We start from the raw sequence: 25762 nt of genomic DNA on the forward strand, positions 1-25762 counted from the left end.
GGTCCTTCTCCGCAGTGTGGGAGCCGTGGTGCAGATGTGGCGGGCGGGCCCACGACGGGCCCATGACGGGCCTACGACGGGTCGACGACGAGCCGGGCGGCGTAGCGGCCGGCGGCCGCAGCGGTCAGGAAGGCGGCCGGGTCGTCCCCGAGTCCACGGCCCATCGTCGACAGGGGGACCGGTACCTGTGCCAACGCCTCCGGGAGGTCCTCGGTGGCCACCTCGACCAGCTCGAGGTGCGGCGCGGCCCGGACGAGGTCGCGCGCCTGCCGGTGGACGAGGGCCAGGCACTCGCGCAGCGCGACGCTGTCTCCCACGCGTCCGGTGTGCCCGGAGGGCGCGTCCGGTGCGTGTCCGGTCTGTCCGGAGGGCGCGTCCGGTGCGGGTTCGGTGTGTCCGGAGCGCGCGTCCGGTGCGCGTCCGGTGTGTCCGGAGGGCGCGTCCGGTGCGGGTTCGGTGTGTCCGGAGCGCGCGTCCGGTGCGCGTCCGGTGTGCCCGGAGGGCGCGTCCGCTGCGCTCGCGGTGCGCTGTGCCGGGGGGAGGACCGGCACGGGCAGGTCGGCGGGGTGCGCGAGGACCCGGCCGAAGGCGGTCGTGCTGTGGTGCGACAGGCCGCGGTGCCGCTCGCGCGCGTCGGCCTGCGACACCCGCAGCCCGGCCACCGGGCGCCCGCCGAGCACCGCGGCCGCGTTGAGCGCCTCGCCCGCGGCCACCCCGGAGAAGCCCCACCGCGTCTCGGTGCCGAGGTTGCCGGGCCCCTGGATCACGACGGCCAGGTCGGCCCCGACCACGTGCCGGGCCGCGAGCAGCGCGGTGTGGACCGTCACCGCCTCGAGGTCGCCGCCGAAGGCCTGCCCGGCGGTGACCGTGCTCGCCAGCCAGCCCGCCTCCCGCAGGCCGGCCACCGTCCGCGACCACGCCAGGGGCAGCGCGGCTCCGTCGGTCATGACGTAGGCGACCCGGGCCCGGGGACGCTCCGCCCGGACCCCGGCGAGCACGGCGGGGAGGGCCGAGTGCAGGTCGGTGGCGAGCACCGGCATACCCCCCAGGTCGTCCGCCTGCGCGAGGGTGGCGTGGTGCTCTCCCTCGGGGTCGTCGACCCCCAGCACCATGGGCTGCAGCGGGGCGTAGCGGCCCTTCACCAGGTGGCCCGGCTCGCCCTCGGCGCGCCGGGGCCAGGCGTCCGGGCGGTCGGGGAGGGCGACGACGAGGGCATACCCTCCCGTGCCCAGCCCGCGTTCCAGCGCGGTGACGTTGAGCAGGACCCGGTCGCCCACCACGGCGCTGCCGACGAGGTCGGGGTAGCCCAGGGCCCGCACCCGCTCGCCCTGGACCTCGACGCCGAGCACCTGCACGCCGGCCCACCCCGGCAGCAGCTCGCGCACCTCACCCTCGCGCCACGTGATCACGACAGCCGAGCCTAGCGATGACCGGGTCGCGGGAGGTCGGACGGTAGCCTGCGAGACATGGCGAAGAGCACGAGCACCGGCCCCAGCCCGGCCGCGGCGAAGACCGAGCGGCTGCTCAACCTCGTCATCGCGCTGCTGCACACCCGGCAGCCGCTGTCCCGGGCCAAGCTGCGCCAGGCGGTCCCGGACTACGCGCGGAGCAGCCCCGAGGCGTTCGAGCGGATGTTCGAGCGGGACAAGGACGAGCTGCGCGCCCTGGGCATCCCGCTGCGCACCGAGCCCATCGACGCCTTCTTCGACGACGAGCCGGGCTACCGCATCGACCAGCGCGAGTACGCCCTGCCCGAGATCGACTTCGCCCCTGACGAGCTCGCGGTGCTCGGTCTCGCGGCGCGGGCCTGGGGACAGGCCAGCCTCGCCGGCCCGGCCGCGCAGGCGCTGCGCAAGCTGGACGCCGCCGGGGTGGTGCGCGACGAGTCCTCGGTCGCCGGGCTCGAGCCGCTGCTGCACACCCCCGACCCCGCCTTCGAGCCGGTCCGCGACGCGGTCCTGGAGCGGTGCGCGATCAGCTTCGACTACCGCGGCGGCTCGGGCGACCTCGTGCGCCGCCGGGTGCAGCCGTGGGGGCTGACGAGCTGGCACGGCCGGTGGTACCTCACCGCCCACGACCTCGACCGCGACGCGCCCCGGGTGTTCCGGCTGGACCGCGTCGTCGGGGTCCCCGAGCGCTCCGGCCGGCCCGGGGGGTATGCCGTGCCTGAGGACCTCGACGCGCTCGCCATGATCCGGCGCAGCGCGGGCGAGGACGGCGAGCGGTCGACGACCGTCCGCCTGCTGGTGCGCGACGGGGCGGCCGCGTCGCTGCGCAGGAGGGCGCGGGAGGGCACCGACGCCGCTGACGTCCCCGAGGGCTGGTCACGGCTGGAGCTGGACGTGGGGTCGCTGACACCGCTGGCCCGGGAGGTCACCGCCGCCGGTCCGGACGTGCGCGTGGAGGCACCGGCCGATCTTGCCGAGCAGGTCACCGGGCGGCTGCGCGCGGTGCTGGCGGCGCACGGGGGAGGAGCGGCCTGATGGCGACCTACGAGAGCGCCACCTCGCGGGTGGCCCGGATGCTGACGATGGTGCCGTGGCTGCTGCACCGGCAGGGCATCGACCTCGCGACGGCGGCGGCCGAGCTCGGGGTCAGCGAGAGCCAGGTCGTCGAGGACCTGCAGATCCTCTTCCTGTGCGGGCTGCCCGGCCACTACCCCGACGACCTCATCGAGGCCTCCTGGGAGGGCGGCCGCGTCTTCGTCGGCAACGCCGACACCATCGCCCGGCCGCTGCGCCTCGGCCGGGACGAGGCGCTGGCGCTCATCGTGGCCCTGCGGGCGCTCGCCGACACCCCAGGGCTGGCCGAGCGGGACGCCATCGACCGGGCCCTGGCCAAGCTGGAGGCCGCGGCCGGGGAGACCGCGCGGGCGGCGGCCGCGGTGCGCGTCGACCTCGAGCAGCCCGCCGACGACGGGATCGCGGCGGCCGTCCGCTCCGGGCTGACGCAGCGGCGCCGCCTCCACCTGCGCTACACCTCCGGCAGCCGGGACGAGACCACCGAGCGCGACGTCGACCCGCTGCGGGGGCTGTCCGTGGACGGCCGGTGGTACCTCGAGGGCTGGTGCCACCGCGCCCGCGGCGTGCGCCTCTTCCGGCTCGACCGGATCGAGGCCGCCGGGGTGCTGGACGTGCCGGCCACCCCGCCGGAGGACCTGCCCGAGCGCGCCGTCGGCACCGGGGTCTACCGGCCTGACCCCGAGGACCGCGCCGTCACCCTCGACCTCGACCCCGGCTCGGCGTGGGTCGCCGAGCAGGTCCCAGCCGAGGAGGTCGAGACGCGCGACGACGGCTCGGTGCGGATGGTGCTGCGGGTCGCCGACCCCCGCTGGCTCCTGCGGCTCGTGCTGCGCGAGGGCGGGGGAGTGCGGGTCGTCGAGCCGGCCGCGCTCGTGGACGCCGTCCAGGAGGCCGCGCGCACGGCCCTGTCCGGGAACCTGTCGCCGGGCCCGGCGTTAGACTGACCACGCACCCCGGTGCGCCGCGACGGCGGCGCCACCTCAACCGAGAGCGAGTGAGCCCACCATGCGTCTCCAGGCCTGGCACATCGTCGTGCTCGTCGTCGCCTTCCTCCTGCTCTTCGGGTGGAAGAACCTGCCCAACATGGCCCGCTCCATGGGCGAGTCCATGCGCGTCTTCAAGTCCGAGGTCGACCAGATGAAGGATGAGGGCGAGGCGCGCAAGACCGAGAAGGACGCCGAGCGCCCCGCCCTGGACGACCGCAAGGACCACGACGCCGACACCGCCCGCGAGGAGTACGACGCGATGAAGCGCCGCGAGGGCGGCGCCGGCACCACCGGCAGCACCGGCGCCTGAGCGACCGCCCGCGACACGGCATACCCGACGGTGACCCGAGCGGCCCGCGCCCGGCGCGCGAAGGACCCCGAGGGGAGGATGTCCCTCGGGGACCACTTCCGTGAGCTGCGCAACCGGCTGACCGTCAGCGTGCTGGCGATCGGCGTGCTCTCGGTCGTCGGGTGGTACTGGTACGACGAGATCATCTCGGTCGTCACCGCCCCCATCGACGCGGTCGCCGCCGAGCGGGGGGACGAGGCCGTCTCGCTGCGCTTCCAGAACATCACCGAGCCGTTCGCCATGCAGCTGCGGGTGGCGATCTTCAGCGGCATCCTGCTCGCCAGCCCGATCTGGCTCTGGAACATCTGGGGCTTCCTGCTCCCCGGGCTCACCCGGTCCGAGAAGAAGATCGCGCTGTCCTACTTCTTCATCTCGATCCCGCTGTTCTTCGCCGGGGCCGCGCTGGCGGCGTTCACCTTCCCGCGCCTCGTCGCGATCCTGCTCGGCTTCACCCCGGACGGCATCGCCAACCTCCCCGGGGCGAGTGAGTTCCTCACCCTCTGGCTCTACTTCATGCTCGCCTTCGGCCTGGCTTTCCTGCTGCCGGTGGTGCTCGTCGCGCTCAACCAGATCGGCATCCTTTCGGCGCGGCTCATGCTGCGCAGCTGGCGGGTCGTCCTCTTCGGCATCCTCGTCTTCTCCGCCTTCATGACGCCGGACCCCAGTGCCTGGACGATGCTCGCCATGGCCAGCCCGGTCTTCGCGCTCTACTGGTGCGCGGTCGGCGTCGCCTTCCTCATGGAGCGGCGGCGGGAGAAGAAGAACCCCGGCCGGTATGCCGGTCTCTCGCCCGACGAGGCGACCCCGCTGACATGAGGTACGCCCTCGTGCACGGCCGCCGGTCCGGCCGTGGCGGGGCGGCCACGGTGGGGGAGGCCGCGACCGGTGCCCTGCGCGCGGCCGGTCACGACGTCGTCCAGGTGACCGCCGGCACCCTCGAGCAGGCCCGGGCCGCGTGCGCCGCCCTCGTGGCCGACGGGGTCGACGTGCTGGTCGTCGCGGGCGGCGACGGGCTCGTCGGCCTGGGGGCGGACGTGTGCGCGGGGACGGCGACGGCGCTCGGGATCCTGCCGGCGGGCACCGGCAACGACAACGCCCGCAGCCTGGGGCTGCCGCGGGACCCGAGCCGGTGCGTCGAGGTGCTCCTCACCGGGCGGACCCGCACCGTCGACACGCTGCTCCTGCCCGAGAGGGGGCGGCGGGTGCTGGGGTCGGTCTGCGGGGCGCTGGAGGCCCGGATCAACGCCCGCGCCAACGGGATGCCCCGGCGGCTGGGCGCCGCGTCCTACACGCTCTCGGCGCTGGTCGAGATCGCGCTGCTGCGCCGCCAGCCGCCGCTGCACTACCGGCTCACGGTCGACGGCCGCACCCGCGAGCTGGACGCCCTCGTCGTGGTCGCCGCGTCGATGCCGTTCTTCGGCGGCGGCCTGCCCGTCGCGCCCGCGGCGGACCCGGCCGACGGCGAGCTCGACCTCGTGCTCGTCCGCCCCGTCACCCCGGCCCAGGCCCTGGGCGTGCTGCGCGCGCTCCGGGCGGGACGGCATACCGGGCACCCGGCGGTGGAGGTGACCCGCGCCCACGAGGTGAGGATCGAGGGGCCGGCCGACGTGGTCGCCCACGGCGACGGCGAACCGCTGGGGCCGCTGCCCCTGACCGTCCGGGTCGACGCCGCCAGCCTGCGGGTCCTCGTCCCCGGCTGACGTAGCCTGGGTGGCATGCCCAGCCCCGCCGAACGCTACGCCGCCTCGCGCGCCCGGGCCGCGCGTGCCGCCACCCCTGCGGGGCGGTTCACCGAGACCCTCGGGCTGGAGCTCGACGACTTCCAGCGTGAGGCCATCGACGCCGTCCAGGACGGCGCCGGGGTGCTCGTCGCGGCGCCGACCGGCGCCGGCAAGACCGTGGTCGGCGAGTTCGCGGTCGCGCTCGCCCTGGAGACCGGCCGCAAGGCGTTCTACACCACGCCGATCAAGGCCCTGTCGAACCAGAAGTACCACGACCTCGTCGCCCGGCACGGGTCCGCCAACGTCGGGCTGCTCACCGGGGACGCCTCGATCAACGGCGAGGCACCGGTGGTCGTCATGACCACCGAGGTCCTGCGCAACATGATGTATGCCGCGTCCCCCACCCTGACCGGGCTCGGCTTCGTCATCATGGACGAGGTGCACTACCTCGCCGACCGGTGGCGCGGCGCGGTCTGGGAGGAGGTCATCATCCACCTGCCCGAGTCGGTGCAGGTCATCTCGCTGTCGGCGACGGTGAGCAACGCCGAGGAGTTCGGCGACTGGCTGCGCCAGGTGCGGGGGAGGGGTGACGCCGACTCGCTGCGGGTCATCGTGTCCGAGCACCGACCGGTGCCGCTGTGGCAGCACATGATGGTCGGGCAGCGGCTCTACGACCTCTTCGTCACCGACGGACTGCGGGCCGCGCCCGGGGTGGACGGGACCACCCGGGTCAACCCCGAGCTGCTGCAGGGCATCTCCGCGGCCGAGCGATCCGCCCGGGCCGACGGCGGCTGGCGGCGCGACGACGCCGGAGGTCCCCGCGGCCGGCGGGGGGAGCCGCGCGGGCGGGGACGCTCGGGGGGCCCCCGGGGCGACCGGCGGGACCAGCGGGGCGGGCGGCATACCGGCCGGTCCCGTCGCTACGACGACGCCCGCGGCACCGGCGGCGGGGGAGAGGCCGGGTTCTCCCGCGGGTCGCTGCCCGGAGGTGTGGCGAGCCGGGCGCAGGTCATCGACCGGCTCGACCGCGACGGGCTGCTGCCCGCCATCACCTTCATCTTCAGCCGGGCCGGGTGCGACGGCGCCGTCCAGCAGCTGCTGGGCCGCGGCACCCGGCTCATCCCCGAGGAGCAGGGACAGACGATCCGGGCGCTGGTCGCCGAGCGGGTCGCCGAGGTCGACCCCGCCGACCTGGGCGTGCTGGGCTACCACGACTTCGTGGAGGGGCTCTCGCGCGGCTACGCCGCGCACCACGCCGGGATGCTGCCGCTCTTCCGGGAGATCGTCGAGGAGCTCTTCACCGCCGGGCAGGTGCGCTCGGTCTTCGCCACCGAGACCCTCGCGCTGGGCATCAACATGCCGGCCCGCACGGTGGTGCTGGAGAAGCTGGTCAAGTTCAACGGCGAGGAGCACGCGCCGGTGACCCCGGCGGAGTACACCCAGCTCACCGGCCGGGCCGGGCGACGCGGCATCGACGTCGAGGGCCACGCCGTGGTGCTGTGGCGACGCGGCACCGACCCGATGGACGTCGCCGGGCTGGCCTCGACCCGCACCTACCCGCTGCGCAGCTCCTTCCGGCCCAGCTCCAACATGGCGGTCAACCTCGTGGCGCAGTACGGCCGCGACCGGGCGCACGAGCTGCTGCAGGCCAGCTTCGCGCAGTTCCAGGCCGACCGCTCCGTCGTCGGGCTCACCACCCAGATCCGGCACAACACCGAGGCCCTGCAGGGGTATGCCGAGTCCATGGTCTGCGACCGCGGGGACTTCCGGGAGTACGGCCGGCTGCGCCACCAGCTCTCCGAGGTGGAGAAGAAGGCCGCCCGGACCCGTCAGGCCCAGCGGCGCAGCGACATCGGGCAGGCGCTGGAGACCCTCGAGCGCGGCCAGGTCATCCAGCTCGACGGCGGACGGCACGGCACCATGGCGGTCGTCATCCGGGGGGCGCGGGGGCGTCCGACCGGGCCGGAGCCGACGGTCATCACCTCCAGCGGCCGGGTCCAGCGGCTCAGCATCCCCGGCTTCCGGGACGTGCCCGAGGTCATCGGCACCCTCACGGTCCCCAAGCAGTTCAACGAGCGCAGCCCGAAGGCGCGCAAGGACCTCGCCGCGGCCCTGCGCTCCACCGTCCACGAGCCGGTGCCCGGGCGGGCGTCGTCAGGGCGCGGGCGGGACGGCATACCCGAGGGGACGGCGGCCCAGGTCGACGAGCTGCGGGCCGCGCTGGCGGCACACCCCTGCCACAGCTGCCCCGAGCGCGAGGACCACGCCCGGTGGGCGGCGCGGTGGTGGACCCTGCGCAAGGAGACCGACGACCTGCAGCGGCGGGTGACGCACCGCACCAACACCCTGGCGGCGACCTTCGAGCGGATCTGCGACCTGCTGTCCGCCATGGGCTACCTCAGCGAGGACGGGCAGGAGGTGACCGCGGAGGGCCAGCGGCTGCGCCGGATCTACACCGAGCTCGACCTCGTCGCCGCCGAGGCGTTGCGTCGCGGGACGTGGCGCCGGCTCAGCCCGGCCGACCTCGCGTCGGTGGTCTCCGCGCTCGTCCACGAGTCGCGCGGCGACGAGCCGGGCGACCCGCCGACGCCGAGCGTGGAGGTGGCCGAGGCGCTGGGGGAGATGGGCTCGATCTGGACCGAGGTGCAGGCCGGCAAGCTCGCCCACAACCTCACCGGCGACCGCGAGCTGGACCCCGGCATCACCTGGATGGTCCATCGCTGGGCCTCCGGTCGCGGCCTCGAGGAGGTGCTGCGCTCGGGCGACCTCTCGGCCGGGGACTTCGTGCGTCGCGCCAAGCAGGTCGTCGACCTGCTCGGTCAGATCACCCACGCCGCGGACGAGGACGTCGCGGCCACCGCCCGCCGCGCCTCGGCGGCGATGCTGCGCGGCGTCGTGGCCGCCGACCGCCTCGACTGACCCGCGAGCCGACACCACCACCCCCGGGCCCCCCGACACCCGGACGCACCGGACGCGCCCTCCGACCACACCGGACGCGCCCTCCGACCACACCGGACGCGCCCTCCGACCACACCGGACGCGCCCTCCGAGCACACCGGACGCGCCGTCGGAGCGCACCGGACGCGCGCTCCGAGCACACCGGACGCGCGGCTAGAGTGCGGCCATGCCCGAGATCGTCATCTGCTCGCCCCTGCGCACCCCGGTCGGGGGGTTCCTCGGGAGCCTGTCACCGCTGTCCGCCGCCGACCTCGGCACCCAGCTCCTCACGGCGCTGCTCGAGCGCACCGGCCTGCAGGACGGCCAGGTCGACGACGTGATCGTCGGCAACGCCAACCCCTCCGGGGAGATCCCGGCGCTGGGGCGCATCCTCGCACTCAACACCGGCCTCGACTCCGCCCCGGGTATGCAGCTCGACCGGCGGTGCGGCTCCGGCCTGCAGGCGGTCCTGACGGCGGCGGCGCAGGTGGCCACCGGCGGCAGCCGACTCGTCGTGGCCGGGGGAGCGGAGTCGATGAGCCAGGCGGAGCACTACGCGCTGCTGCGGCAGGGCGTGCGCGCGGACGTCCAGCTCGCCGACCGGCTCGCCCGCGCCCGGGCCACGGCCGGCGGCGAGCACCACCCGATCCCGGGCGGGATGATCGAGACGGCTGAGAACCTCCGGCGCGAGCACCGCATCTCCCGGGAGGCGCAGGACGAGCTGGCGCAGCGCTCCCACCAGGTGGCAGCGGCGGCGCAGCGGGAGGGGCGCTTCGCCGACGAGATCGTGCCGGTGAAGGTCCCCGGCCGCAGGGGCAGCACGACGGTCGACACCGACGAGCACATCCGCCCCGACACGACCCTCGACACCCTCGCCGGGCTGCGTCCGATCATGGGCCGTCAGGACCCGGACGCCACGGTGACCGCCGGCAACGCCAGCGGCCAGAACGACGCCGCCGCCCTGTGCGTCGTCACCACCCGCGACCGGGCCGACGAGCTCGGCCTCACCCCGATGCTCGCGCTGCGCTCCTGGGCCGTCGCCGGCGTCGCCCCGGAGACGATGGGCATCGGCCCGGTACCGGCCAGCGCCGCGGCGCTGGAGCGGGCCGGCCTCACCCTCGACGACCTCGACCTCGTCGAGCTGAACGAGGCGTTCGCCGCGCAGGCCCTCGCCGTGCTCGAGGCATGGGGCATGAGCGACCCGTCCACCTGGGACCGGCTCAACGTCAACGGGTCCGGCATCTCGCTCGGCCACCCGGTCGGCGCGACCGGGGCCCGCATCCTCGCGACCCTGGCGCACGAGCTGGGGCGGCGTGAGGGTCGGTACGCCCTGGAGACGATGTGCATCGGCGGCGGCCAGGGCTTGGCTGCGGTCTTCGAGCGGGTCGGCTGAGCAGGAGCGTCGTCGAGCCTGGGTCGCTGCGGGTCAGCGCGCCGGGCGCCCGCCCCGGACCAGCAGGCCGAGGCCACCGGCCCCCACGGCGAGCAGCGCCGAGGCCAGCACGTCGCTGGGCCGGTGGTAGCCCAGCAGCACCACCAGCGCGCCCATCCAGAGGCTGACGGCGGCACCGACCAGCGCCGCCGCAGGCAGCAGGCGTCGCGGGCTGACGAGCAGCAGCGCCAGCGCCAGCGCGAGGGCCGCGCCGGTGTGGCCGCTGGGCAGGGAGTTGGCCATGGCCCACGGGTCGGCGAGCTGTGGCCGCGGCAGCACGTCCTTGAGCACCTGGGTGGAGGCCACCAGCAGCGGCACCGCGACGAGCACCGCGAGCCCGGTCCGCACGTGGCGCAGCAGCGCCAGCCCGCCGAGCGCCAGGGCGGCCCCCAGCAGCAGGTAGGGGTTGGGCAGCAGACTGCTGAGCAGGTCGTGCCGGGATCCGGTCGCCGTCACGGCCTCCATGGCCCTGGTGTCGATGCTCTGACCCCGGGTGCTGAGCACGGCGACGACGTAGACGGACACGAAGCCGAGGGCGCCGAGCAGCATGAGCCCCACCGGCCACCCGACCGGGCGCGGGTCGTCGGCGAGGAGCGGCAGGGGCGCCGGGTCGGGCCTCGTGCGGGTCGTCACCCGACCACGGTAGGACGGGCACCTGGGCGGCCCCTGGGTCGCGGCGGTGTCAGGGGGCGATGCCCAGGGCGGCCAGCAGGCGTGCGACCGGGTTGCCCAGGTCGTAGGTCTCGACGAGCTGATGCAGGGTCCCGGGGTCGGCCAGCTCCCGGGGAAGGGTGAGCGGTACGTCGGCCACGGGGGCGTCGTCGGCGACGAGGACCACTCGCGGCGCCGCATCGAGATAGGTCGCTCCCGCCTCGAGGTTGGTCCGTCGCGCTCCCTTCAGGCCCGGGTCGCCGGAGTCGACCGCCTCGCGCAGCGCGGCGAGGCTGCCGTACTGCTCGATGAGCGCGGCAGCGGTCTTCTCTCCGATCCCCTTGACCCCGGGGAGCCCGTCGGAGGTGTCCCCGCGCAGCATCGACATCTCGGCGTACGCGCGACCGGTGGGCACGGCATACCGCCGCTGCAGATCGGCCTGGTGGATCTCCTCGGCGTCGCGCACGCCCTGCTTGGCGGTGTAGACCACCGTGACGCCCGCACCGTCGTCCACGAGCTGGAAGAGGTCGCGGTCCCCGGTCACGACGCCCACCGGCAGGCGTCCGTGGTGCCGCGCGGTGAGGGTGCCGATGACGTCGTCCGCCTCGTAGCCCGGCGCGCCCAGCACCGGGATGCCGACCGCCTCCAGCACCTGCCGCAGGATGGGCACCTGGACCTCGAGCTCAGGTGGAGCCTCCTCCTTGTCACCGGAACCCTCGACCAGACGATGAGACTTGTAGGACGGGATGGCCTGCACGCGGAAGTCCGGGCGCCAGTCGTCGTCCCAGCAGCAGGCGAGGTGGGTGGGGGAGAAGCGGCCCACCAGCGTGGCGATCATGTCGAGCAGTCCACGCACCGCGTTGGTCGGTGTCCCGTCGGGCGCCTCGCGCAGGTCCTTCATCCCGTAGAACGCCCGGAAGTACAGCGAGGCGGTGTCGAGCAGCAGCAGCTGCGGGGCGGCGACGTCGACGTCCGCGGTCGCCTCGGAGGAGGTCGTCATGGGCCTCACCCTAGTCGGGTGGGTTAGCGTGAGGTATGCCTCGGCGACGCCCTCTGCTGCTCCTCTCCGGGGTGCTGCTCGTCTCGGCGGTCCTCCTCCTCGGGCCGTGGTGGGAGACGGCGGCCGGCGACAACCCGTTGACCCGGCCGCCGGGACCCGACTACGCGGTGGTGCTGCGGCTCAGCCTGCCCACCCTGGTGCTCGCCGCGACGGTCGTGGCGCTGCTCGTGACCTCGCGCGGCGAGCGTGGCGAGGTCGGCGACCGACAGGGGCGGGGCGGGCAGCACTAGGGTTGCCCCCATGGAGCCGCTGGATCGTCACATCGTCACCGTCCTGGCCCAGGACGGTCGCATCAGCTTCGCCGACCTCGGTCGCCAGGTGGGTCTGTCCACGTCGGCGGTGCACCAGCGGGTCAAGCGGCTCGAGGAGCGCGGCATCATCACCGGCTACCGCGCCGTCGTCGACTACGCCTCGGTCGGGCTGCCCCTCACGGCTCTCATGTCGGTCACCCCTTTCGACCCCTCCGACGACGACGACATCCCCGAGCGGCTGGCCCACATCGAGGAGATCGTGGCGTGCTGGTCGGTCGCCGGCGACGAGAACTACGTCCTGCTCATCCGGGTGCCCCGCCCCCAGGACCTCGAGGAGCTGCTCGGCCGGATCCGGCAGGAGGGCTCCTGCTCCACGAACACGACGATCGTGCTGTCCACGCCGTGGGAGGACCGCCTCGGCGCCCTGCCGCACGAGCTGCCCACGACCCCCTGACACGGGTCGGGCCGGGCCCGGCTCCCCTTCAGCGGCACTCCCGCCTCAGCGGTGCGCCCGCGCGATGTCCGCGACCCGCGCGTCGGTCGCCGCGACGAGGTCCGCCGGCGAGAGCTCCAGGTCGAGGCCGCGCTTGCCGCCGCTCACCAGCACCGCGGCATACCGCAGCGCCGACGCGTCGAGGACCGTCGGGAGCCGCTTCCTCTGACCCAGCGGGCTGATCCCACCGACGACGTAGCCGGTCGTGCGCTCGGCGACCCGGGGGTCGGCCATCGACACCCTCTTCATCCCGAGCTCGGTGGCCATCGCCTTGAGGTCGAGCTGGGCCACCACCGGGACGATGCCGACGCCGAGCCCGGCCTCGCCCTCGACCAGCAGCGTCTTGAGGACGCGCTCCGGCTCCACGCCCAGCGCCTGGGCCGCCTCCAGCCCGTACGACCCCGCCGCGGGGTCGTGCTCGTACGCCCGCACCGCGTAGGCCACCCCGGACCGGTCGAGCGCGAGGGTCGCCGGGGTGCCGCCACCCGGTCTCTTCCTGGCCACGCACCGAGGGTATGCGGTCGCGCCGCCGGGAGGACAACCACTCGCGACGCCCGGTCACCCGCGAGACAACCCTTCACGGCGCCCGGTGACACGGGAGACAACCATTCACGGCGCGCGGCTACCCGGGAGACAACCACGGGCGGCGCCCGGTCGGGTCAGGCGAGCTGGTCCACCGAGGCCCGGCGGGAGGCCGCGGCGGCCTCCTGCGCCTTCTCCTGCTGGCCGGCCTCGTCGGTGCCGTGCACCTCGGCAGCCTCCCGGCGCCACCACTCCTGGCCGCTGGCCGGCAGGGTGTCGATGGGGTCGTAGTAGACGTACTCGGCGCTGGTGACGTCGACGTCCTCGCCCTCGATGGAGGTGCGGTAGTTCTTGCGCCAGTAGGAGATGCCGCGCTCGGTGTCGTAGGTGTCGACCTGGTGGACCCAGCGCTTGCCGACGAACGGCACGTCGCAGACGATGCGCGGCGTGGCGAAGCCCGGGAGGTAGCCCAGCATGGAGTGCTGCAGGTGCTGCGCGTGCGCCAGGGAGACCCGCCAGTGCTCGCTGAAGGGGATCATGTCGCACATGTAGAAGTAGTAGGGCGTGATCATGGCCTCGTCGGACATGGCGAAGCACAGGTCGAGCAGCTGCGCGGAGGTGTCGTTGACCCCGCGCATGAGCACGCCCTGGTTGCGGACGTCGCGGATCCCCGCCTCGAGCATGGCCTTGCTCGCCTCGGCCACCAGCGGGGTCACCGACTGGGCCGCGTTGACGTGGGTGTGGATCGCCAGACCCACCCCACGCTCGCGGGCCTTGCGGGCCACCCGACCGACGCCCTCGACGGTGTCCGGGGCCAGCCAGTGCTGCGGCATCCCCATGAGCGCCTTGGTCGCCAGCCGGACGTCGCGGATGGAGTCGATGTCGAGCAGCCGGTCGAGCCAGGACTCGAGGTTCTTCCACGGCATGTTGGCGACGTCCCCACCGGAGACGACGACGTCGCGCACCCCCGGGGTGGCGCGCAGGTAGTCCAGGATGGCGGTGTGCCGGTCCACCGGTTTGCCGGCCAGCTTGAGCTTGGTGACGGTCGGGGTCGAGTTGCCCACGAGGTCCATCCGGGTGCAGTGACCGCAGTACTGCGGGCAGGTGGGGAGCATCTCCGCGAGCACCTTGGTGGGGTAGCGGTGGGTCAGCCCCTCCGCGACCCACATGTCGTGCTCGTGCAGGCTGTCCCGGGTGGCGTAGGGGTGGCTGGACCAGTCGGTGCGCCGGTCGGAGAAGACCGGCAGCATGTAGCGGCGCACGGGGTCGGCCAGGAACGCGGCGGTGAAGTCGGCTCCCGCGGCCGGCATCCGCCCGTCGGCCCACGTCGGCTCGCTGACCATGGTGTTGAGCATCTGCGGCGGGAGCAGCATCGACATGGTCGCGCGCTGCTCCTGGTCGCGCTGCAGGTCGGCGTAGAACTCCTCGGCGAGCAGCGGCCCCATGACCGTCCGCAGCTGACCGATGTTCTTGACGCAGTTGACCCGCTGCCACTGCACGTCGGCCCACTGCTGCGGCGTGACGTCGGCCCAGCCGGGGAAGCGGGTCCAGTCCGGCTCCACCAGCTCGCGGCGACGGTAGATGTAGGGCTGCTCGATCTGTGCGCTCATGGCGCCATGCTACGGATGATTTACGGCGTATGCGAGTACCCGCAGGAGGATTTCTCGTCAAACACGGCATAGGCCGGATGAAGTGAGTCAGGTCGACCCGCGCAGGGGACGTGCTCCTGCCACGCCGACCTTCCAGACACGACGGCGGCGTGTCGGGAGCGACACGCCGGAAAGCGGTAAAGATCTCACCAAGGAGGTCGCGGACCGCGGCCCGACTGACCTGCGAATTCGCGCATCGTCGCAGGTCACAGCGATGTTGACAGTCGTCGCACGGCCACCTACGTTCTTGTGCTGTCCCTCGGGCGTCGACGCGCCCGTCGGGGGAGCCAGGGCCCCGAGCACCGAGTAGACAACGGGACCGTGCCGGCCGCCAGCCGCGTACGGACCGGCCCCAAAGGTGCCGGGGTCCGGCTATGTCCGGAGGGGTCCGTACGCTGGAGGCGTGCCCTGGCCGCTCCGACTCCTCCTCGCGCTCCTGGGCGGCGTCGCCCTGTGGCTCGCCTTCCCCGCCCACGACCTCTGGCCGCTGGCCGTGGTGGGCGTCGGGGCGCTGGCGTCCGCCACGGCCGGGGCGCGGATCCGGACCGGGCTGGCCGCGGGGTTCCTGCTCGGCCTGACGTGGTACACCCCGATGTTCGTCTGGGCCAGCACCTACGCGGGCGTCATGCCCTGGGTGGCGATGAGCATGGCCTCCGCGCTCTACCCGGCTGCGCTGGGGGGCCTGCTCGCGCTGCTGCAGCGCGCCGGCGCCGTCCGGCCGGTCGTGGGGGCGGCCGCCTGGGTGCTCATGGAGTATGCCCGTTCCGTCACGCCGTTCGGCGGGTTCCCCTGGGCGCGGCTCGGGTTCAGCCAGGCGGACAGCCCCCTGCTGGGAGCAGTGAGTCTCGTCGCGGTCGCCGGCCTGGGCTTCCTCGTGGCCCTCGTCGGGGGCCTCCTCGCCCGCGCGGTCCAGCTGGCGGTGGGTCGCGGAGCGGCCAGGAGCCTGCCGAGGGCCGCCATGCTCGTCGCCGTGGCCACCGTGGTGACCCTGGCGCCGGCCGCGCTGCCGCGGCCGACCGGGGGTGACCCGCTGGACGTGGCGGCCGTGCAGGGCGACCTGCCGCCGGACTTCACCCGGACGCTGAGCGCCGAGCGCGGCACGATGCTCGAGCGCTACACGTCGATGACCGAGGACCTGGCGGACGAGGTCTCGTCCGGGCAGGCCGCACCACCGGACCTCGTCATCTGGCCCGAGGGCGCGAGCGACCTCGACCCGTTCTCCCCGTCCGAGGGTCCCTCCACGGTGGAGCAGATGATGACCGGCGTCGACGCGCTCGGTGCGCCCGTCGTGCTCGGGGCGGTGTCCTACGGCACGGGGGAGGCGCCGCGCAACATGGTCCTCGAACTGCAGCCGGGCGAGGGGGTGGACGACACCTACCAGAAGGTCTACCTCGCCCCGTTCGGGGAGCGGATGCCGCTGCGACCGCTGGTGCGCCACCTGTCCGAGTGGGTCGACCGCATCCCGGACTGGGAGGCGGGCACCGAGCCCGGACTCATGGACGTGCGGCTCGCCGACGGCCGCGAGGTCCGGTTGGGCCTGGGCATCTGCTTCGAGGTGGTCGTCGACCCGGCCGTGCGCGACGTGGTCGCCGGTGGGGCCGAGCTGCTCGTGGTCCCCACCAGCAACGCGTGGTTCGGCGAGGGCGACCAGTCCGCGCAGCACATCGCCACCTCCCGTGTCCGCGCGGTCGAGTACGGCCGGTCCGTGGTCCACATCAGCAACGTCGGGATCTCCGGGCTCATCAGCCCGGACGGGGTGGTCCACGAGCCCACCGAGCTCTTCACCCAGGCGGTGCTCCGTGACGAGCTGCCGCTGCGCACCGATCTCACCCCGGCCTTCGCCACCGGCCCCTGGGTGGTACCCGCCGCCGCCGCCCTCGTGGTGGTCGGGCTGCTGGTCAGGCGCCGTCCCCGCGCCGATTAGGCTGACCGGATGACCTCCCGAGGCCCGGTGCACCGCGTCTGCGTCTGCATCCCGACCTACCAGGAGCGCGACTCCCTCCCCGACGTGCTGCGCCGGGTCCGGCAGGCCGTCCCCGAGGCGGACGTGCTGGTCGTCGACGACGCGAGCCCGGACGGCACCGGGGAGCTGGCCGACCGGGTCGCCGCCGTCGACCCACGGGTCCACGTCCTGCACCGACCCGGCAAGGAGGGCCTGGGGCCGGCCTACCTGGCCGCCTTCGACTGGGCCGCGCAGCGGGGCTTCGACGCGGTGGTGGAGATGGACGCCGACGGCTCCCACCAGCCGGAGGAGCTGCCCGCCCTGCTCGCCGCGGCAGACCACGGCCCGGGTGCCGACGTGGTCATCGGCTCGCGGTGGGTCCAGGGGGGCTCGGTGCACCGGTGGCCCTGGCACCGCCGGCTGCTGTCCGTCGGCGCCAACACCTACACCCGGCTCGCGCTGGGACTGCACGTCCACGACGCGACGGCGGGCTTCCGGGTCTACCGGCTGCCGCAGCTGACCGCACTCGTCGCCGGTCCCGTGGCCTCCCAGGGCTACTGCTTCCAGGTCGACCTCACCCGCCGCGCCGTGGAGGCCGGTCTCCGGGTCGTGGAGGTGCCGATCGCCTTCGTCGAACGGGTCGAGGGGTCGTCCAAGATGACCGGCGACATCGTCCAGGAGGCCGTGGTGCTCGTGGGCGTGTGGGCGTGGCAGCGCAGGACGCGTCAGCTCAGGGAACACCTCGCCGGGCGGGACCGTTCTCGTTGGCACCACCTCGAGGAGGCCACGTGAGCACGACCGCACCATCCGGCAGCACCGCCCGGCGCCGTCCGGTGCTGAGATGGGTCCTGCTCGCCCTCGTCCTGCTCCCGCTCATCGAGATCGCCGTCCTGGTCGCGGTCGGGCGCAGCATCGGCCTGTGGTGGACCCTCTTCCTCGTCGTCGCGGTGGCGGTCCTCGGTACCTGGCTGGCCCGGCGCGAGAGCAGTCGCACCTACCGTGCGCTGCAGCAGGCCCTGAGCTCGGGCCGGATGCCGGCCGACGAGGTCACCGACGCGATCCTCCTCACGGTCGGCGGGCTGCTGCTGCTCCTGCCCGGGTTCGTCAGCGACGTCCTGGCGCTCCTCCTCGTGCTGCCCTTCACCCGGCCCGCGGCACGACGCCTGCTGCAGGCCCTCGTGGCCAGCCGGGCGCTGACGGTGGTCGGGGGACCGGTCGGACCCGGAGGTCGCCGTGCCGGCCGGCCACCCGGGGCCGGCACGGTCATCGACGGCGAGATCGTGGACGAGCACCCGCCCCCGCGGGACGGCGAGTCACGTCCGCCGCTCGGCCCCTGAGCCGCTGACTGGTCAGCAGCTCGACGGGAGCGCTATCATGAGATGTTCCCCCCGCACACCGACCACTGCACCACGCTGCGTCCGGGACGGCGGACGGACGGGGAACACGGGGCGGTCGGTCGACGTTGACACCAGTCAGCAGGACGGTCACAGGTCCAGGTCTGGCGGCCGTCCACCGAACGCGACAGCGAACGATCACGCGTGTCCGATGACACGATGGGAGTGGAACACATGGCAGAGAGGTCCCTGCGCGGCACCAACCTCAGCTGGCTCTCCTTCGAGAGCGACGAGGGCGTCACCTTCAGCGACCGGGAGATCAGCCGCTACGTGTGCCCGGACGGGCACGTCAGCGAGCTGCCGTTCTCGGTCGAGGCGGAGATCCCGCCGATCTGGGAGTGCCGTTGCGGTCTCGACGCCAAGCTGGAGAACGGCCCCGAGCCCGAGCTGAAGGCCACCAAGCCCCAGCGCACCCACTGGGACATGCTGCTCGAGCGGCGCTCCGTGCCCGAGCTCGAGGAGCTCCTGGAGGAGCGCCTGGCCCTGCTGCGCGAGATGCGCGGCGAGAAGCCCCGGCGCAAGCGCAGCGCCTGAGGCACGACATACCCGCCGGTGAGGGCGTGGTCCGCGGACGCGGGTCACGCCCTCACCGCGTCCTGGGGCTCACACCTTGCGCGGCTGCTCGTTGCCGGCCATCGCGATGCCCTTGCGCATGTCGACCCGGGTGAGGATCAGACCCCCGACGACGAAGAAGGCGATGGTGACCAGGATCGCCGGGCGGTAGGACCCGGTGAGCTGGTAGGTGAGGCCGAAGGCGAGGGTCCCGAACCAGCTCGTGCCGCGCTCCATCGCCTGGTAGAAGCTGAAGTACTCCGACTCCTTGCCGGTGGGGACGAGCTGGGAGTAGAGGGAGCGGGACAGCGCCTGGGTCCCACCCATGACGGTGCCGATGAAGACCGCGCAGACCAGCCAGATCGTGAACGCGCCGGTGGGCACGAAGTAGGCGAAGGCCACCACCAGCGTCCACATGACCAGGCCGCCCAGCACCGTGCGCTTGGCCCCGACCCGGCCGGCGATCACCCCGAAGACCAGGGCCCCGCCGAAGGCGACGAACTGCACGAGCAGGATCGTGATGATGAGCTGGCTGGTGTCGAAGCCGAGGGCCTCGCTGCCGTAGAGGCTCGCCGAGGAGATGACGGTCTGGATGCCGTCGTTGAAGAACAGGTAGGCGAGCAGGAAGAGCAGGGTGTGCGGGTAGCCGCGCAGGTCGCCGAAGGTGTCCCGCAGCTGGGTGACCGTGCCGCCGAGCACCCCGGCCGAGCGCTCGACCGGGGTGGCCGTGGTGCCCCGGATGCGACGCAGCCCGATGACGGGGATGAGCGTGAACACCGCCCACCACAGTCCGGCCGACAGCAGGTTGAGGCGCACGGCCATCGTGTAGGAGATGCCGAGGGACTCGTGGACGGTCATGAGGCCGAGGTTGAGCGCCAGCAGGATGCCGCCGCCCAGGTAGCCCAGTGCCCAGGCTCTCGACGACACCCGGTCGCGGTCGTCGGGGGAGGCCACCCGCACGAGCAGGGCGTCGTAGACCACGGTCGAGGCCCCCAGGCACAGGTTCGCCACCACGATGAGCAGCACCCCGAGCTCCCAGTTGCTGCCGTCGAGGAAGAACATCGAGGCGGCCGCGGCGGCGCCGACCCAGGCCAGGCCGCCGAGGAGCCACGTCGGACGGGGATGACGGTCCGCGACGGCCCCGACGAAGAGCAGCACCACCGCCGACACCAGCGTGGCCACGGTGATGGTGTAGGGCGCGACCGACCCGACGGCCACCGGGACCCCGAGCACGGACAGCATCCGCTCGCAGCTCTGGCCCTCGGCCAGGTCCGGGCAGGCGTCGGCCCGGGCCAGCGCAGTGAGGTAGGGCGCGATGAGCACCGTCCCGGTGGTCGTGACGTAGGCGGAGTTGGCCCAGTCGTACCACCCGAAGGCGCGCTGGTGGGCGCGGGTGCGCTCGGACGCGGGGTCGGCCCGGGGCACCGGGGGAGCAGTCATGGCGCCCATCGTAGGGACATCGCGTCGCGCAGCGAGGAGGCTCGAGGGGGCGGTTCGGGTTGCGCCGACCTCGTGCGGGGGTGAGGGTGAAGGGGTTGCCGAGGAAAGGAGCAGACCATGGGTCTCGGAGACAAGGTCTCGAACAAGGCCGAAGAGCTCAAGGGCAAGGCCAAGGAGGGCGTCGGAGACGCCACCGACAACGAGCAGATGCAGGCGGAGGGGCGGGCCGACCAGACCGGCGCCAACGTCAAGCAGGCCGGCGAGAACGCCAAGGACGCCTGGAAGGACGCCACCCGCTAGTCCTCCGCGTCCGGCGCGCCGCGCCGACCAGACGACGCCCCCGGCCCGACGGCCGGGGGCGTCCGTCATGCCTGAGGTCGACCGTCCTGGTCCCCGTCCTCCCGGTCCCGGCGCAGGATCGGCGGGAGCAGCCGGTCGCGCAGCGAGGCGGCGATCTCGCTGGTCCGGTCGAGCAGCGCGACCCGCGCGGCCCCCTGCTCCCCCTTGGCCTGCAGGTAGGCCCGGCGCGCCCGCAGCTGGAAGATGGGGGCGGCGCTCTCGGCCCGCTGCGCGGCCCGGCGTCCCTCGTCGGTGATGTTGCGCAGGTCGTCGGTGTGCAGCTCTCCGGTGCGCAGGTCCAGGTGCTCGCTGCCGAACCTGATGAGGGTCAGCGCCGAGGCGAGCACGGGCACGGCGAGGAACGCGCCCAGGACCCCCCACAGGGTGCCGCCGGCCGCGACGCCCAGGATCACCACGACCGGGTGCATCGACATGACGCGGCTGTGCATGAGGGGCGCGACGAAGGTGCTCTCCGCCTGCTGGACCACCACGACGATGACCAGCACCCACAGGGCTGTGACCCAGCCCTGCGACACCAGGGCGACGAGCACCGCGAGGCCACCGGCGACGAAGGCACCGACGATGGGGATGAAGGCCAGGAAGAAGGTGATGACGGCGAGGGCGAAGGCCAGGGGCACCTGGAGGAGGACCAGTCCGAGGCCGATGAAGACCGAGTCGACGGCGGCGACGACGGCCTGGGCCCGGAGGAAGCCACCGAGCGTCACCCACACCCGCGCCAGCGCCTCGGTGAGGTACAGACCGGCGGTGCGCCCCACGGACTTGCGCAGCCACGGCAGGAACCGGTGCCCGTCCTTGAGGAAGAAGAAGGTGAGCACGAGCACCAGGACGGTGGTCACCAGGATGGAGCCGACGGTGGTCAGCGTCGACAGGGCACCCTCGGCCAGGACGCTGGCCCGGGACTCCAGCCACTCGGTGGCCCGGTCGACGTAGTCGTCGAGCTGCTCGCTCTGCAGGTTCACCGGGGGACCGGAGAGCCACTCCAGCACGATGTCGGCCCCCTCGGTGACGTTGTCGGCGACCTGACGCAGCTGGGTACCCACCCCCGGGGCGATGGCGGCGACGATGCCGCTGAAGATGCCGAGCGCCGTCACCAGCACCGTGGCCGCGGCAAGCCCGGCCGGCCAGCGGTGCCGACGGAGCCAGCGCACGAAGGGCCACAGCACGGAGCTGACGATGAGCGCGAGGATGATCGGCAGCACCCCGACCCAGACCCGCCCGAGCAGGTAGAGCACGACCGCGACCGCGGCGACGACGAGCAGGAAGCGCCACGACCAGGCGGCCGCGCTGCGCAGCCCCTGCAGGATGAGGTCGCCGCGGTCCACGGTCGGCGGAGCGGGCGCGTCCCCGCCCGGCTCCGTTTCAGGCTGCTCCGGGGAGGGGTCCGCGGGCTGGGCGTGCGGCGGCTGCAGGCCGGGGTCGGGGTCCGTGTCGAGGGAGGGCGCGTCCTCGTCCTGGTCCGGCCCGGGCTGGTCCTGGGCGCTCATCGTCTCCTCCGGTCCGCGCTGCGGTCGTGCACGGTGATCGTGCACCCCACGGTATGCGTCGCGCCGGGCGGGACCCGCAGGCCGTGGTCACCGGTGGCCGCGGTCTCCACGCAGAGGAACCCGCGCCAGTCGTCGTCCTCCAGGTCGCTCATCTCCGCGGCCTGCTCGGCTCCCGGGTTCCACACGACCGTCTGCGTGCTGCCGTGGGCCTCCAGGACGAGCCGACGGTCCCGGTCGACCACCTCGACGTGGGGGAGGCCGGGGGAGTCGACCACGGCGTCGGTCGGGCCCTCGATGCGCATCGGCCCCGGCAGGTGGCCGCGTCGGCCGGTGGTCTTGTCGAGGTAGCCCGCCCCCTCCAGGCCGAGGACCTCGGTCCGCCGCACGTCGTGCACCGCCAGGTAGGTGTGCAGCGCGGCCTCGACCGGCAGCACCGCGGCACCCGGGTTCGTGACCTCCAGGTCCAGTCGCAGGGACGGGTGCTCGACCGGGGTCGGCACCGAGACGGCGTACCGCAGCCGGAACGGGCCGGGCAGGTGCTCCACGCCGGCCGAGCCGGCGACGTCCTCGTCGGTGAGCGTCCAGGCCCACAGCTCCGGGTCGCGGGTCCCGGCACGGCGCCAGGTCGCCGTACGGGCCACGCCGTGGCTGGGCGAGAGGTCGCCGTCGGGGCCGGCCGCGAACCAGGGGAAGCAGACGGGCACCCCGCCCCGGATGGCCTTGCTGCCGTCGAGGACGGCCGCCTCGCTGCACCAGACCACGGGCCGGCCGTCCAGCTCCCAGGTGCTCAGGTGGGCCCCGAAGTCGTAGGCGACGAGACGTGAGGTGCCGCGCACGGCGGTGCGCGGGGTCGGCGGCGTGGCGGAAGGCATACGGCACAGGCTACGGCGCGTCGGCCGGGCCCTGCCCCAGGATCCGTCGGGGTCACCGGACCGGTGAGAGGCTGACCCCCATGCGAGGCACCGCGTGGATCAGCTGGCTGCGCTGCCTCGCGGTCTACGGCGTGGTCCTCATCCACACGGTCGGGGCAACCGCGACCGCGGGGGCGCAGGGCGAGACCGACCTGGTGGACGGGTGGGTGGCCCGGGCGCTGGACCTCCCGCTGCTGTGGGTCGTGCCCGTCTTCGTCATGGTCTCGGGCGCGTTGGCCCTCGACCCGGCGCGCTACCCCGGGGCGGGGGAGTTCCTGCGTCGACGCGTCCGGCGGCTGGTGCCCGCCGTGGTGGTCTGGAACCTCGTCTACGTGGTCTACCTCTCGCTGACCCGTCCCGGGTGGTGGGCGGGACCGGGCGAGGCCGGGCAGCGCGTCCTGGTCGGTGAGGTCGCCCCGCACCTGTACTTCCTCTGGATCGTCCTGGGGCTGTCCCTGCTGACCCCGCTGCTCGTGCCATGGCTGGCCCGGACCGGACGTCGCGCCTGGCTGGTGGCCGCCGCGGGGGCGTATTCCGTCCCGGTCCTGTCCCTCTGGCCGCTGGGGCCGGGCGGGGAACCGGTCGGCGTGACGCACGCCGCATGGACGTGGTGGCTGCCCTACCTCGGCGCGTACCTGACCGGCTGGGCGCTGCGCGGGGTGCGGGTGCCCGACCGCCTGCTCCTCGTCCTGGTGCTCGTCGTCGCCGCGCTGTCGGTCCTGCTGACCTGGCAGTGGTCCAACCCGGCCGCGCCCACCTGGCTGCAGGACTGGGCAGGTGCCCACTACTACTCGCCCACGGTCGCGGCGCTGTCCGTCGCGGTCTACCTGCTGGCCCAGGCGCTGCTCGCGCCGGGAGGCGCCCTGTCGGTGCTGACGTCGGACCGGGTGATGGTGGTGGTGGACCCGGTGGGGCGGGCCACCCTCGGCATCTTCGCCCTGCACTTCCTCGTCCTGCTGGTCGGGACGGACACCGGCGTGCTGGGCGCCCCGGTGGCGCCGTGGCCGGTCCTGCTGGCGCGCTTCGTCGTGGTCGCGGCGGTGACGACGGTCCTGGCGCTCCTGGGACGGCGGGTCCCAGGGGTGCGGCGCGTGCTGTGAGTCACGGCACCGGCAGCGGCACCGCGCGCAGCGAGGTCGCCTCGACGTCGTAGCGGGAGGCAGCCCCGGCACTAGTCCGGAAGAAGCGCCGACGCAGGGCGCCGGTCACCTCCACGCCGCTGCCGTCCTCGAGCCGCAGCGCGGCGGCCCTCGCCCGGGCGCTCCAGCAGGACACGTCGATGGTGTCCACGCGCTGTGCCGACGCGGACGCCGACCCTCGGCCGCGGCGCTGCGTCCGGGCCACGACGACCCGCAGCTGGACCACGACGTCGCCGCTGGGCAGCTCCCGCTGCGTCGGGGCGCCGCTGACCCGCCCGCGCAGGTGCACCTCGTTGGCCGGTGCCGCCGGTGTGCTCGTCATGGGTCCACCCTGACCGGTGGGCGGGACGTGGGGGAGGGGGCGAGCCGCATCTGTGGACGGACGGCCACCTGGCGGGGAGGGTGTGGACGGCCGGGCGGAGCCCGGGAGTCACATCTCCTCGTGCGTCTCCGGGTCCCCGCCGAAGAGCCGGCCGTCCGGTCGACCCAGGGCGGTGATGGCGGCCACCTCCTGGTCGGTGAGCTCGAGGTCGAGCACGTCCAGGTTGGCGCGCTGGCGCTCCGGCGTCTCGGACTTGGGCAGCGGCATCACCCCCCGCTGGAGGTGCCAGCGCAGGATGACCTGGGCGGGGGTGACGCCGAGGCGCTCGGCGGGGCCGGCCACCGCCTCCGCGTCGTACTGCGCCTGCCGCTTGCCCAGGGGGCTCCAGGCCTGGGTGAGGACCCCGAGCCCCCGGTGCACCTCCAGCAGGTCCTCCTGCGGGAAGAGGGGGTGGCACTCCACCTGGTTGAGCACCGGCGTCTCACCGGTCGCCTCCACGACCTCCTGCAGGTGGGTCCGGGTGTAGTTGCTCGTGCCGACCCACCGGACCAGCCCTCGATCCCGGCACTCCAGCAGGGCCTGGACCGCCTCGACGTAGCGGCCCTGCGAGGGGTTGGGCCAGTGCACCAGCGCGACGTCGACCCGCTCCAGCCCGAGCCGCTCCAGCGACTGCTCCAGGGTCTCGATGGCGGGGCCTCGCGCGTGCGCCCGGCCGGGGATCTTGGTGGCCACCAGCACCTCGTCGCGGGACAGCCCGCTGCGACGCAATGCCTCGCCGACCTCACGCTCGTTCTCGTAGTTGACCGCCGTGTCGAGGTAGCGGTAGCCCGCCTCGAGGGCGGAGACCATCGCCGTGATGCCCTCCTCGCCGCGCAGCGGGTAGGTGCCGAAGCCGACGTGGGGGAGCGTGGTGCCGTCAGGAAGGGTGTGCATGCCCTCACGCTAGGCCGCCGGCGGCCCTACCGCAGCCGGTGGCGAGTCCTGCGGTGTGGGCCCACCACCGGCCCGGGTCACATGAGCGCGGACGTGAGCCGGCAGACGTTGTCGACGTAGCGCTGGTGCCACGGCCGCCCGGTCCACTCCTGCAGGGTCAGCACCCGGGACGCCTGCCGGTAGGCCTCGTCGTTCTCCTGCAGCCGCGCCACGAGGTCGCCACCGAAGGCGAGCAGCATGATCTCGTAGGTCAGCGCGAACGAGCGGAAGTCCATGTTGCTGGACCCGATGACCGCCACCCGGTCGTCGATCGTGAGGTACTTGCCGTGCAGGACCGTCGGGGCCGGGTAGAGGTGGATGACGACACCGGCCTCGAGCAGCACCTGGTAGTAGGAGCGCTGCGCGTGGCCGACGAGGAACTGGTCGGCCTCCTCACCGACGAACAGCTCGACGTGCACGCCCCGGTAGACGGCGCTGGTGATCGCCGCCAGCAGGGCCTCGTCGGGGACGAAGTAGGGGCTGGTGATGGCGACCCGCTCCCGCGCCATGTGCACGAGGGCCACGAACTGCCGCAGTTGGGCTCGGTCGGGAACCCTGGCCCGGACGGCACCAGCTGCATGGCGTGCGCGGCGCCGCCGGGCACCAGGTCGGGCTGGTCGGGCAGGTAGCGCGCCTGGTCCAGGCTGAGGTTCTCCCCGGTCTCGGTGAACCA

The 25762-nt window shown here is 73.8% G+C and carries 26 protein-coding genes; 15 read left to right on the plus strand and 11 right to left on the minus strand.

Going from position 1 to position 25762, the window contains the following annotated elements:
- Window positions 1-71 precede the first annotated feature (71 nt).
- Complete coding sequence (locus AVL62_RS07955; protein ID WP_062946260.1) at window positions 72-1409, minus strand: DUF3866 family protein; 1338 nt, start codon at window positions 1407-1409, stop codon at window positions 72-74.
- 57 nt (window positions 1410-1466) lie between these two features.
- Here AVL62_RS07955 and AVL62_RS07960 point away from each other — a divergent pair, with 57 nt between their 5' ends.
- The 7 genes from AVL62_RS07960 (at window position 1467) to AVL62_RS07990 (ending at window position 9908) form a co-directional block, all read left to right on the plus strand.
- Window positions 1467-2483, plus strand: a complete 1017-nt coding sequence (locus tag AVL62_RS07960) for a helix-turn-helix transcriptional regulator (RefSeq protein WP_058891101.1) — start codon at window positions 1467-1469, stop codon at window positions 2481-2483.
- Window positions 2483-3466: a helix-turn-helix transcriptional regulator gene (locus AVL62_RS07965; protein ID WP_058891102.1), complete on the plus strand. Its 984-nt coding sequence runs from the start codon at window positions 2483-2485 to the stop codon at window positions 3464-3466. The genes AVL62_RS07960 and AVL62_RS07965 overlap by 1 nt, the downstream gene beginning before the upstream one ends.
- A gap of 61 nt (window positions 3467-3527) precedes the next feature.
- Window positions 3528-3818 carry a Sec-independent protein translocase subunit TatA gene (tatA, locus tag AVL62_RS07970; RefSeq protein ID WP_058891103.1) on the plus strand — a complete coding sequence of 97 codons (291 nt, stop codon included), beginning with the start codon at window positions 3528-3530 and terminating at the stop codon, window positions 3816-3818.
- A 78-nt stretch (window positions 3819-3896) separates the two neighbouring features.
- Window positions 3897-4673, plus strand: coding sequence for a twin-arginine translocase subunit TatC (gene tatC, locus AVL62_RS07975; protein ID WP_058891104.1), 777 nt, complete (start codon window positions 3897-3899; stop codon window positions 4671-4673).
- Complete coding sequence (locus AVL62_RS07980) at window positions 4670-5557, plus strand: diacylglycerol/lipid kinase family protein (protein ID WP_058891105.1); 888 nt, start codon at window positions 4670-4672, stop codon at window positions 5555-5557. Before tatC ends, AVL62_RS07980 begins: the two co-directional genes overlap by 4 nt.
- A 15-nt stretch (window positions 5558-5572) precedes the next feature.
- Window positions 5573-8497: a DEAD/DEAH box helicase gene (locus tag AVL62_RS07985; protein ID WP_058891106.1), complete on the plus strand. Its 2925-nt coding sequence runs from the start codon at window positions 5573-5575 to the stop codon at window positions 8495-8497.
- 205 nt (window positions 8498-8702) lie between these two features.
- Window positions 8703-9908 carry an acetyl-CoA C-acetyltransferase gene (locus AVL62_RS07990; protein WP_058891107.1) on the plus strand — a complete coding sequence of 402 codons (1206 nt, stop codon included), beginning with the start codon at window positions 8703-8705 and terminating at the stop codon, window positions 9906-9908.
- Window positions 9909-9941: 33 nt separating this feature from the next.
- Here AVL62_RS07990 and AVL62_RS07995 read toward each other — a convergent pair whose 3' ends face one another.
- Window positions 9942-10580 carry a phosphatase PAP2 family protein gene (locus tag AVL62_RS07995; RefSeq protein WP_058891108.1) on the minus strand — a complete coding sequence of 213 codons (639 nt, stop codon included), beginning with the start codon at window positions 10578-10580 and terminating at the stop codon, window positions 9942-9944.
- Between the two features lie 49 nt (window positions 10581-10629).
- Window positions 10630-11598, minus strand: coding sequence for a 5'-3' exonuclease (locus tag AVL62_RS08000; RefSeq protein ID WP_058891109.1), 969 nt, complete (start codon window positions 11596-11598; stop codon window positions 10630-10632).
- 35 nt (window positions 11599-11633) lie between these two features.
- Between AVL62_RS08000 and AVL62_RS08005 the strand changes: the two genes are divergently transcribed.
- Together AVL62_RS08005 and AVL62_RS08010 are read left to right on the plus strand one after the other, a co-directional pair.
- Window positions 11634-11888 carry a hypothetical protein gene (locus AVL62_RS08005; RefSeq protein ID WP_058891110.1) on the plus strand — a complete coding sequence of 85 codons (255 nt, stop codon included), beginning with the start codon at window positions 11634-11636 and terminating at the stop codon, window positions 11886-11888.
- A gap of 10 nt (window positions 11889-11898) precedes the next feature.
- A complete protein-coding gene (locus tag AVL62_RS08010) occupies window positions 11899-12363 on the plus strand; it encodes an Lrp/AsnC family transcriptional regulator (protein ID WP_058891111.1) in 465 nt (154 codons plus the stop codon).
- Between the two features lie 45 nt (window positions 12364-12408).
- On the opposite strand, the gene ybaK is transcribed toward AVL62_RS08010, so the two are convergent.
- Window positions 12409-12906 carry a Cys-tRNA(Pro) deacylase gene (gene ybaK, locus AVL62_RS08015; protein WP_058891112.1) on the minus strand — a complete coding sequence of 166 codons (498 nt, stop codon included), beginning with the start codon at window positions 12904-12906 and terminating at the stop codon, window positions 12409-12411.
- A gap of 155 nt (window positions 12907-13061) precedes the next feature.
- Window positions 13062-14534 (minus strand): KamA family radical SAM protein, encoded by a 1473-nt coding sequence (locus AVL62_RS08020; protein ID WP_058891113.1) that lies wholly within the window; start codon window positions 14532-14534, stop codon window positions 13062-13064.
- A 442-nt stretch (window positions 14535-14976) separates the two neighbouring features.
- On the opposite strand from AVL62_RS08020, the gene lnt reads away from it, so the two are divergent.
- The 4 genes from lnt (at window position 14977) to AVL62_RS08040 (ending at window position 18443) form a co-directional block, all read left to right on the plus strand.
- The gene (gene lnt / locus AVL62_RS08025; RefSeq protein WP_058891114.1) at window positions 14977-16497 is read left to right on the plus strand and encodes an apolipoprotein N-acyltransferase; all 1521 of its coding nucleotides are present in this window, start codon (window positions 14977-14979) and stop codon (window positions 16495-16497) included.
- 9 nt (window positions 16498-16506) lie between these two features.
- The gene (locus tag AVL62_RS08030; RefSeq protein WP_058891115.1) at window positions 16507-17307 is read left to right on the plus strand and encodes a polyprenol monophosphomannose synthase; all 801 of its coding nucleotides are present in this window, start codon (window positions 16507-16509) and stop codon (window positions 17305-17307) included.
- A complete protein-coding gene (locus AVL62_RS08035) occupies window positions 17304-17852 on the plus strand; it encodes an FxsA family protein (RefSeq protein ID WP_058891116.1) in 549 nt (182 codons plus the stop codon). Before AVL62_RS08030 ends, AVL62_RS08035 begins: the two co-directional genes overlap by 4 nt.
- Before the next feature lie 231 nt (window positions 17853-18083).
- Complete coding sequence (locus tag AVL62_RS08040; protein WP_058891117.1) at window positions 18084-18443, plus strand: RNA polymerase-binding protein RbpA; 360 nt, start codon at window positions 18084-18086, stop codon at window positions 18441-18443.
- A gap of 69 nt (window positions 18444-18512) precedes the next feature.
- On the opposite strand, the gene AVL62_RS08045 is transcribed toward AVL62_RS08040, so the two are convergent.
- Window positions 18513-19901, minus strand: a complete 1389-nt coding sequence (locus tag AVL62_RS08045; RefSeq protein WP_058891238.1) for an MFS transporter — start codon at window positions 19899-19901, stop codon at window positions 18513-18515.
- Between the two features lie 117 nt (window positions 19902-20018).
- On the opposite strand from AVL62_RS08045, the gene AVL62_RS08050 reads away from it, so the two are divergent.
- Window positions 20019-20201 (plus strand): CsbD family protein, encoded by a 183-nt coding sequence (locus tag AVL62_RS08050; RefSeq protein ID WP_058891118.1) that lies wholly within the window; start codon window positions 20019-20021, stop codon window positions 20199-20201.
- A 65-nt stretch (window positions 20202-20266) separates the two neighbouring features.
- On the opposite strand, the gene AVL62_RS08055 is transcribed toward AVL62_RS08050, so the two are convergent.
- Both AVL62_RS08055 and AVL62_RS08060 read right to left on the minus strand, forming a co-directional pair.
- A complete protein-coding gene (locus AVL62_RS08055) occupies window positions 20267-21745 on the minus strand; it encodes an AI-2E family transporter (RefSeq protein ID WP_058891119.1) in 1479 nt (492 codons plus the stop codon).
- The gene (locus AVL62_RS08060; RefSeq protein ID WP_058891120.1) at window positions 21742-22617 is read right to left on the minus strand and encodes a D-hexose-6-phosphate mutarotase; all 876 of its coding nucleotides are present in this window, start codon (window positions 22615-22617) and stop codon (window positions 21742-21744) included. Before AVL62_RS08060 ends, AVL62_RS08055 begins: the two co-directional genes overlap by 4 nt.
- 80 nt (window positions 22618-22697) lie before the next feature.
- Here AVL62_RS08060 and AVL62_RS08065 point away from each other — a divergent pair, with 80 nt between their 5' ends.
- Window positions 22698-23756 carry an acyltransferase gene (locus AVL62_RS08065; protein WP_058891121.1) on the plus strand — a complete coding sequence of 353 codons (1059 nt, stop codon included), beginning with the start codon at window positions 22698-22700 and terminating at the stop codon, window positions 23754-23756.
- A gap of 1 nt (window position 23757) precedes the next feature.
- Here the strand turns inward: AVL62_RS08065 and AVL62_RS08070 are convergent, their stop codons facing one another.
- The 3 genes from AVL62_RS08070 to AVL62_RS17815 all read right to left on the minus strand — a co-directional run bounded on the left by AVL62_RS08070 (window position 23758) and on the right by AVL62_RS17815 (window position 25598).
- On the minus strand, window positions 23758-24117 hold the full coding sequence (locus AVL62_RS08070) for a single-stranded DNA-binding protein (protein WP_058891122.1): 360 nt from the start codon (window positions 24115-24117) through the stop codon (window positions 23758-23760).
- Window positions 24118-24225: 108 nt separating this feature from the next.
- The gene (locus tag AVL62_RS08075; protein WP_058891123.1) at window positions 24226-25050 is read right to left on the minus strand and encodes an aldo/keto reductase; all 825 of its coding nucleotides are present in this window, start codon (window positions 25048-25050) and stop codon (window positions 24226-24228) included.
- Window positions 25051-25127: 77 nt separating this feature from the next.
- Complete coding sequence (locus AVL62_RS17815; protein ID WP_235585596.1) at window positions 25128-25598, minus strand: phospholipase D-like domain-containing protein; 471 nt, start codon at window positions 25596-25598, stop codon at window positions 25128-25130.
- Window positions 25599-25762: the final 164 nt, after the last annotated feature.

Source organism: Serinicoccus chungangensis (assembly GCF_001483745.1).
Classification (GTDB): Bacteria; Actinomycetota; Actinomycetes; order Actinomycetales; family Dermatophilaceae; genus Ornithinicoccus; species Ornithinicoccus chungangensis_A.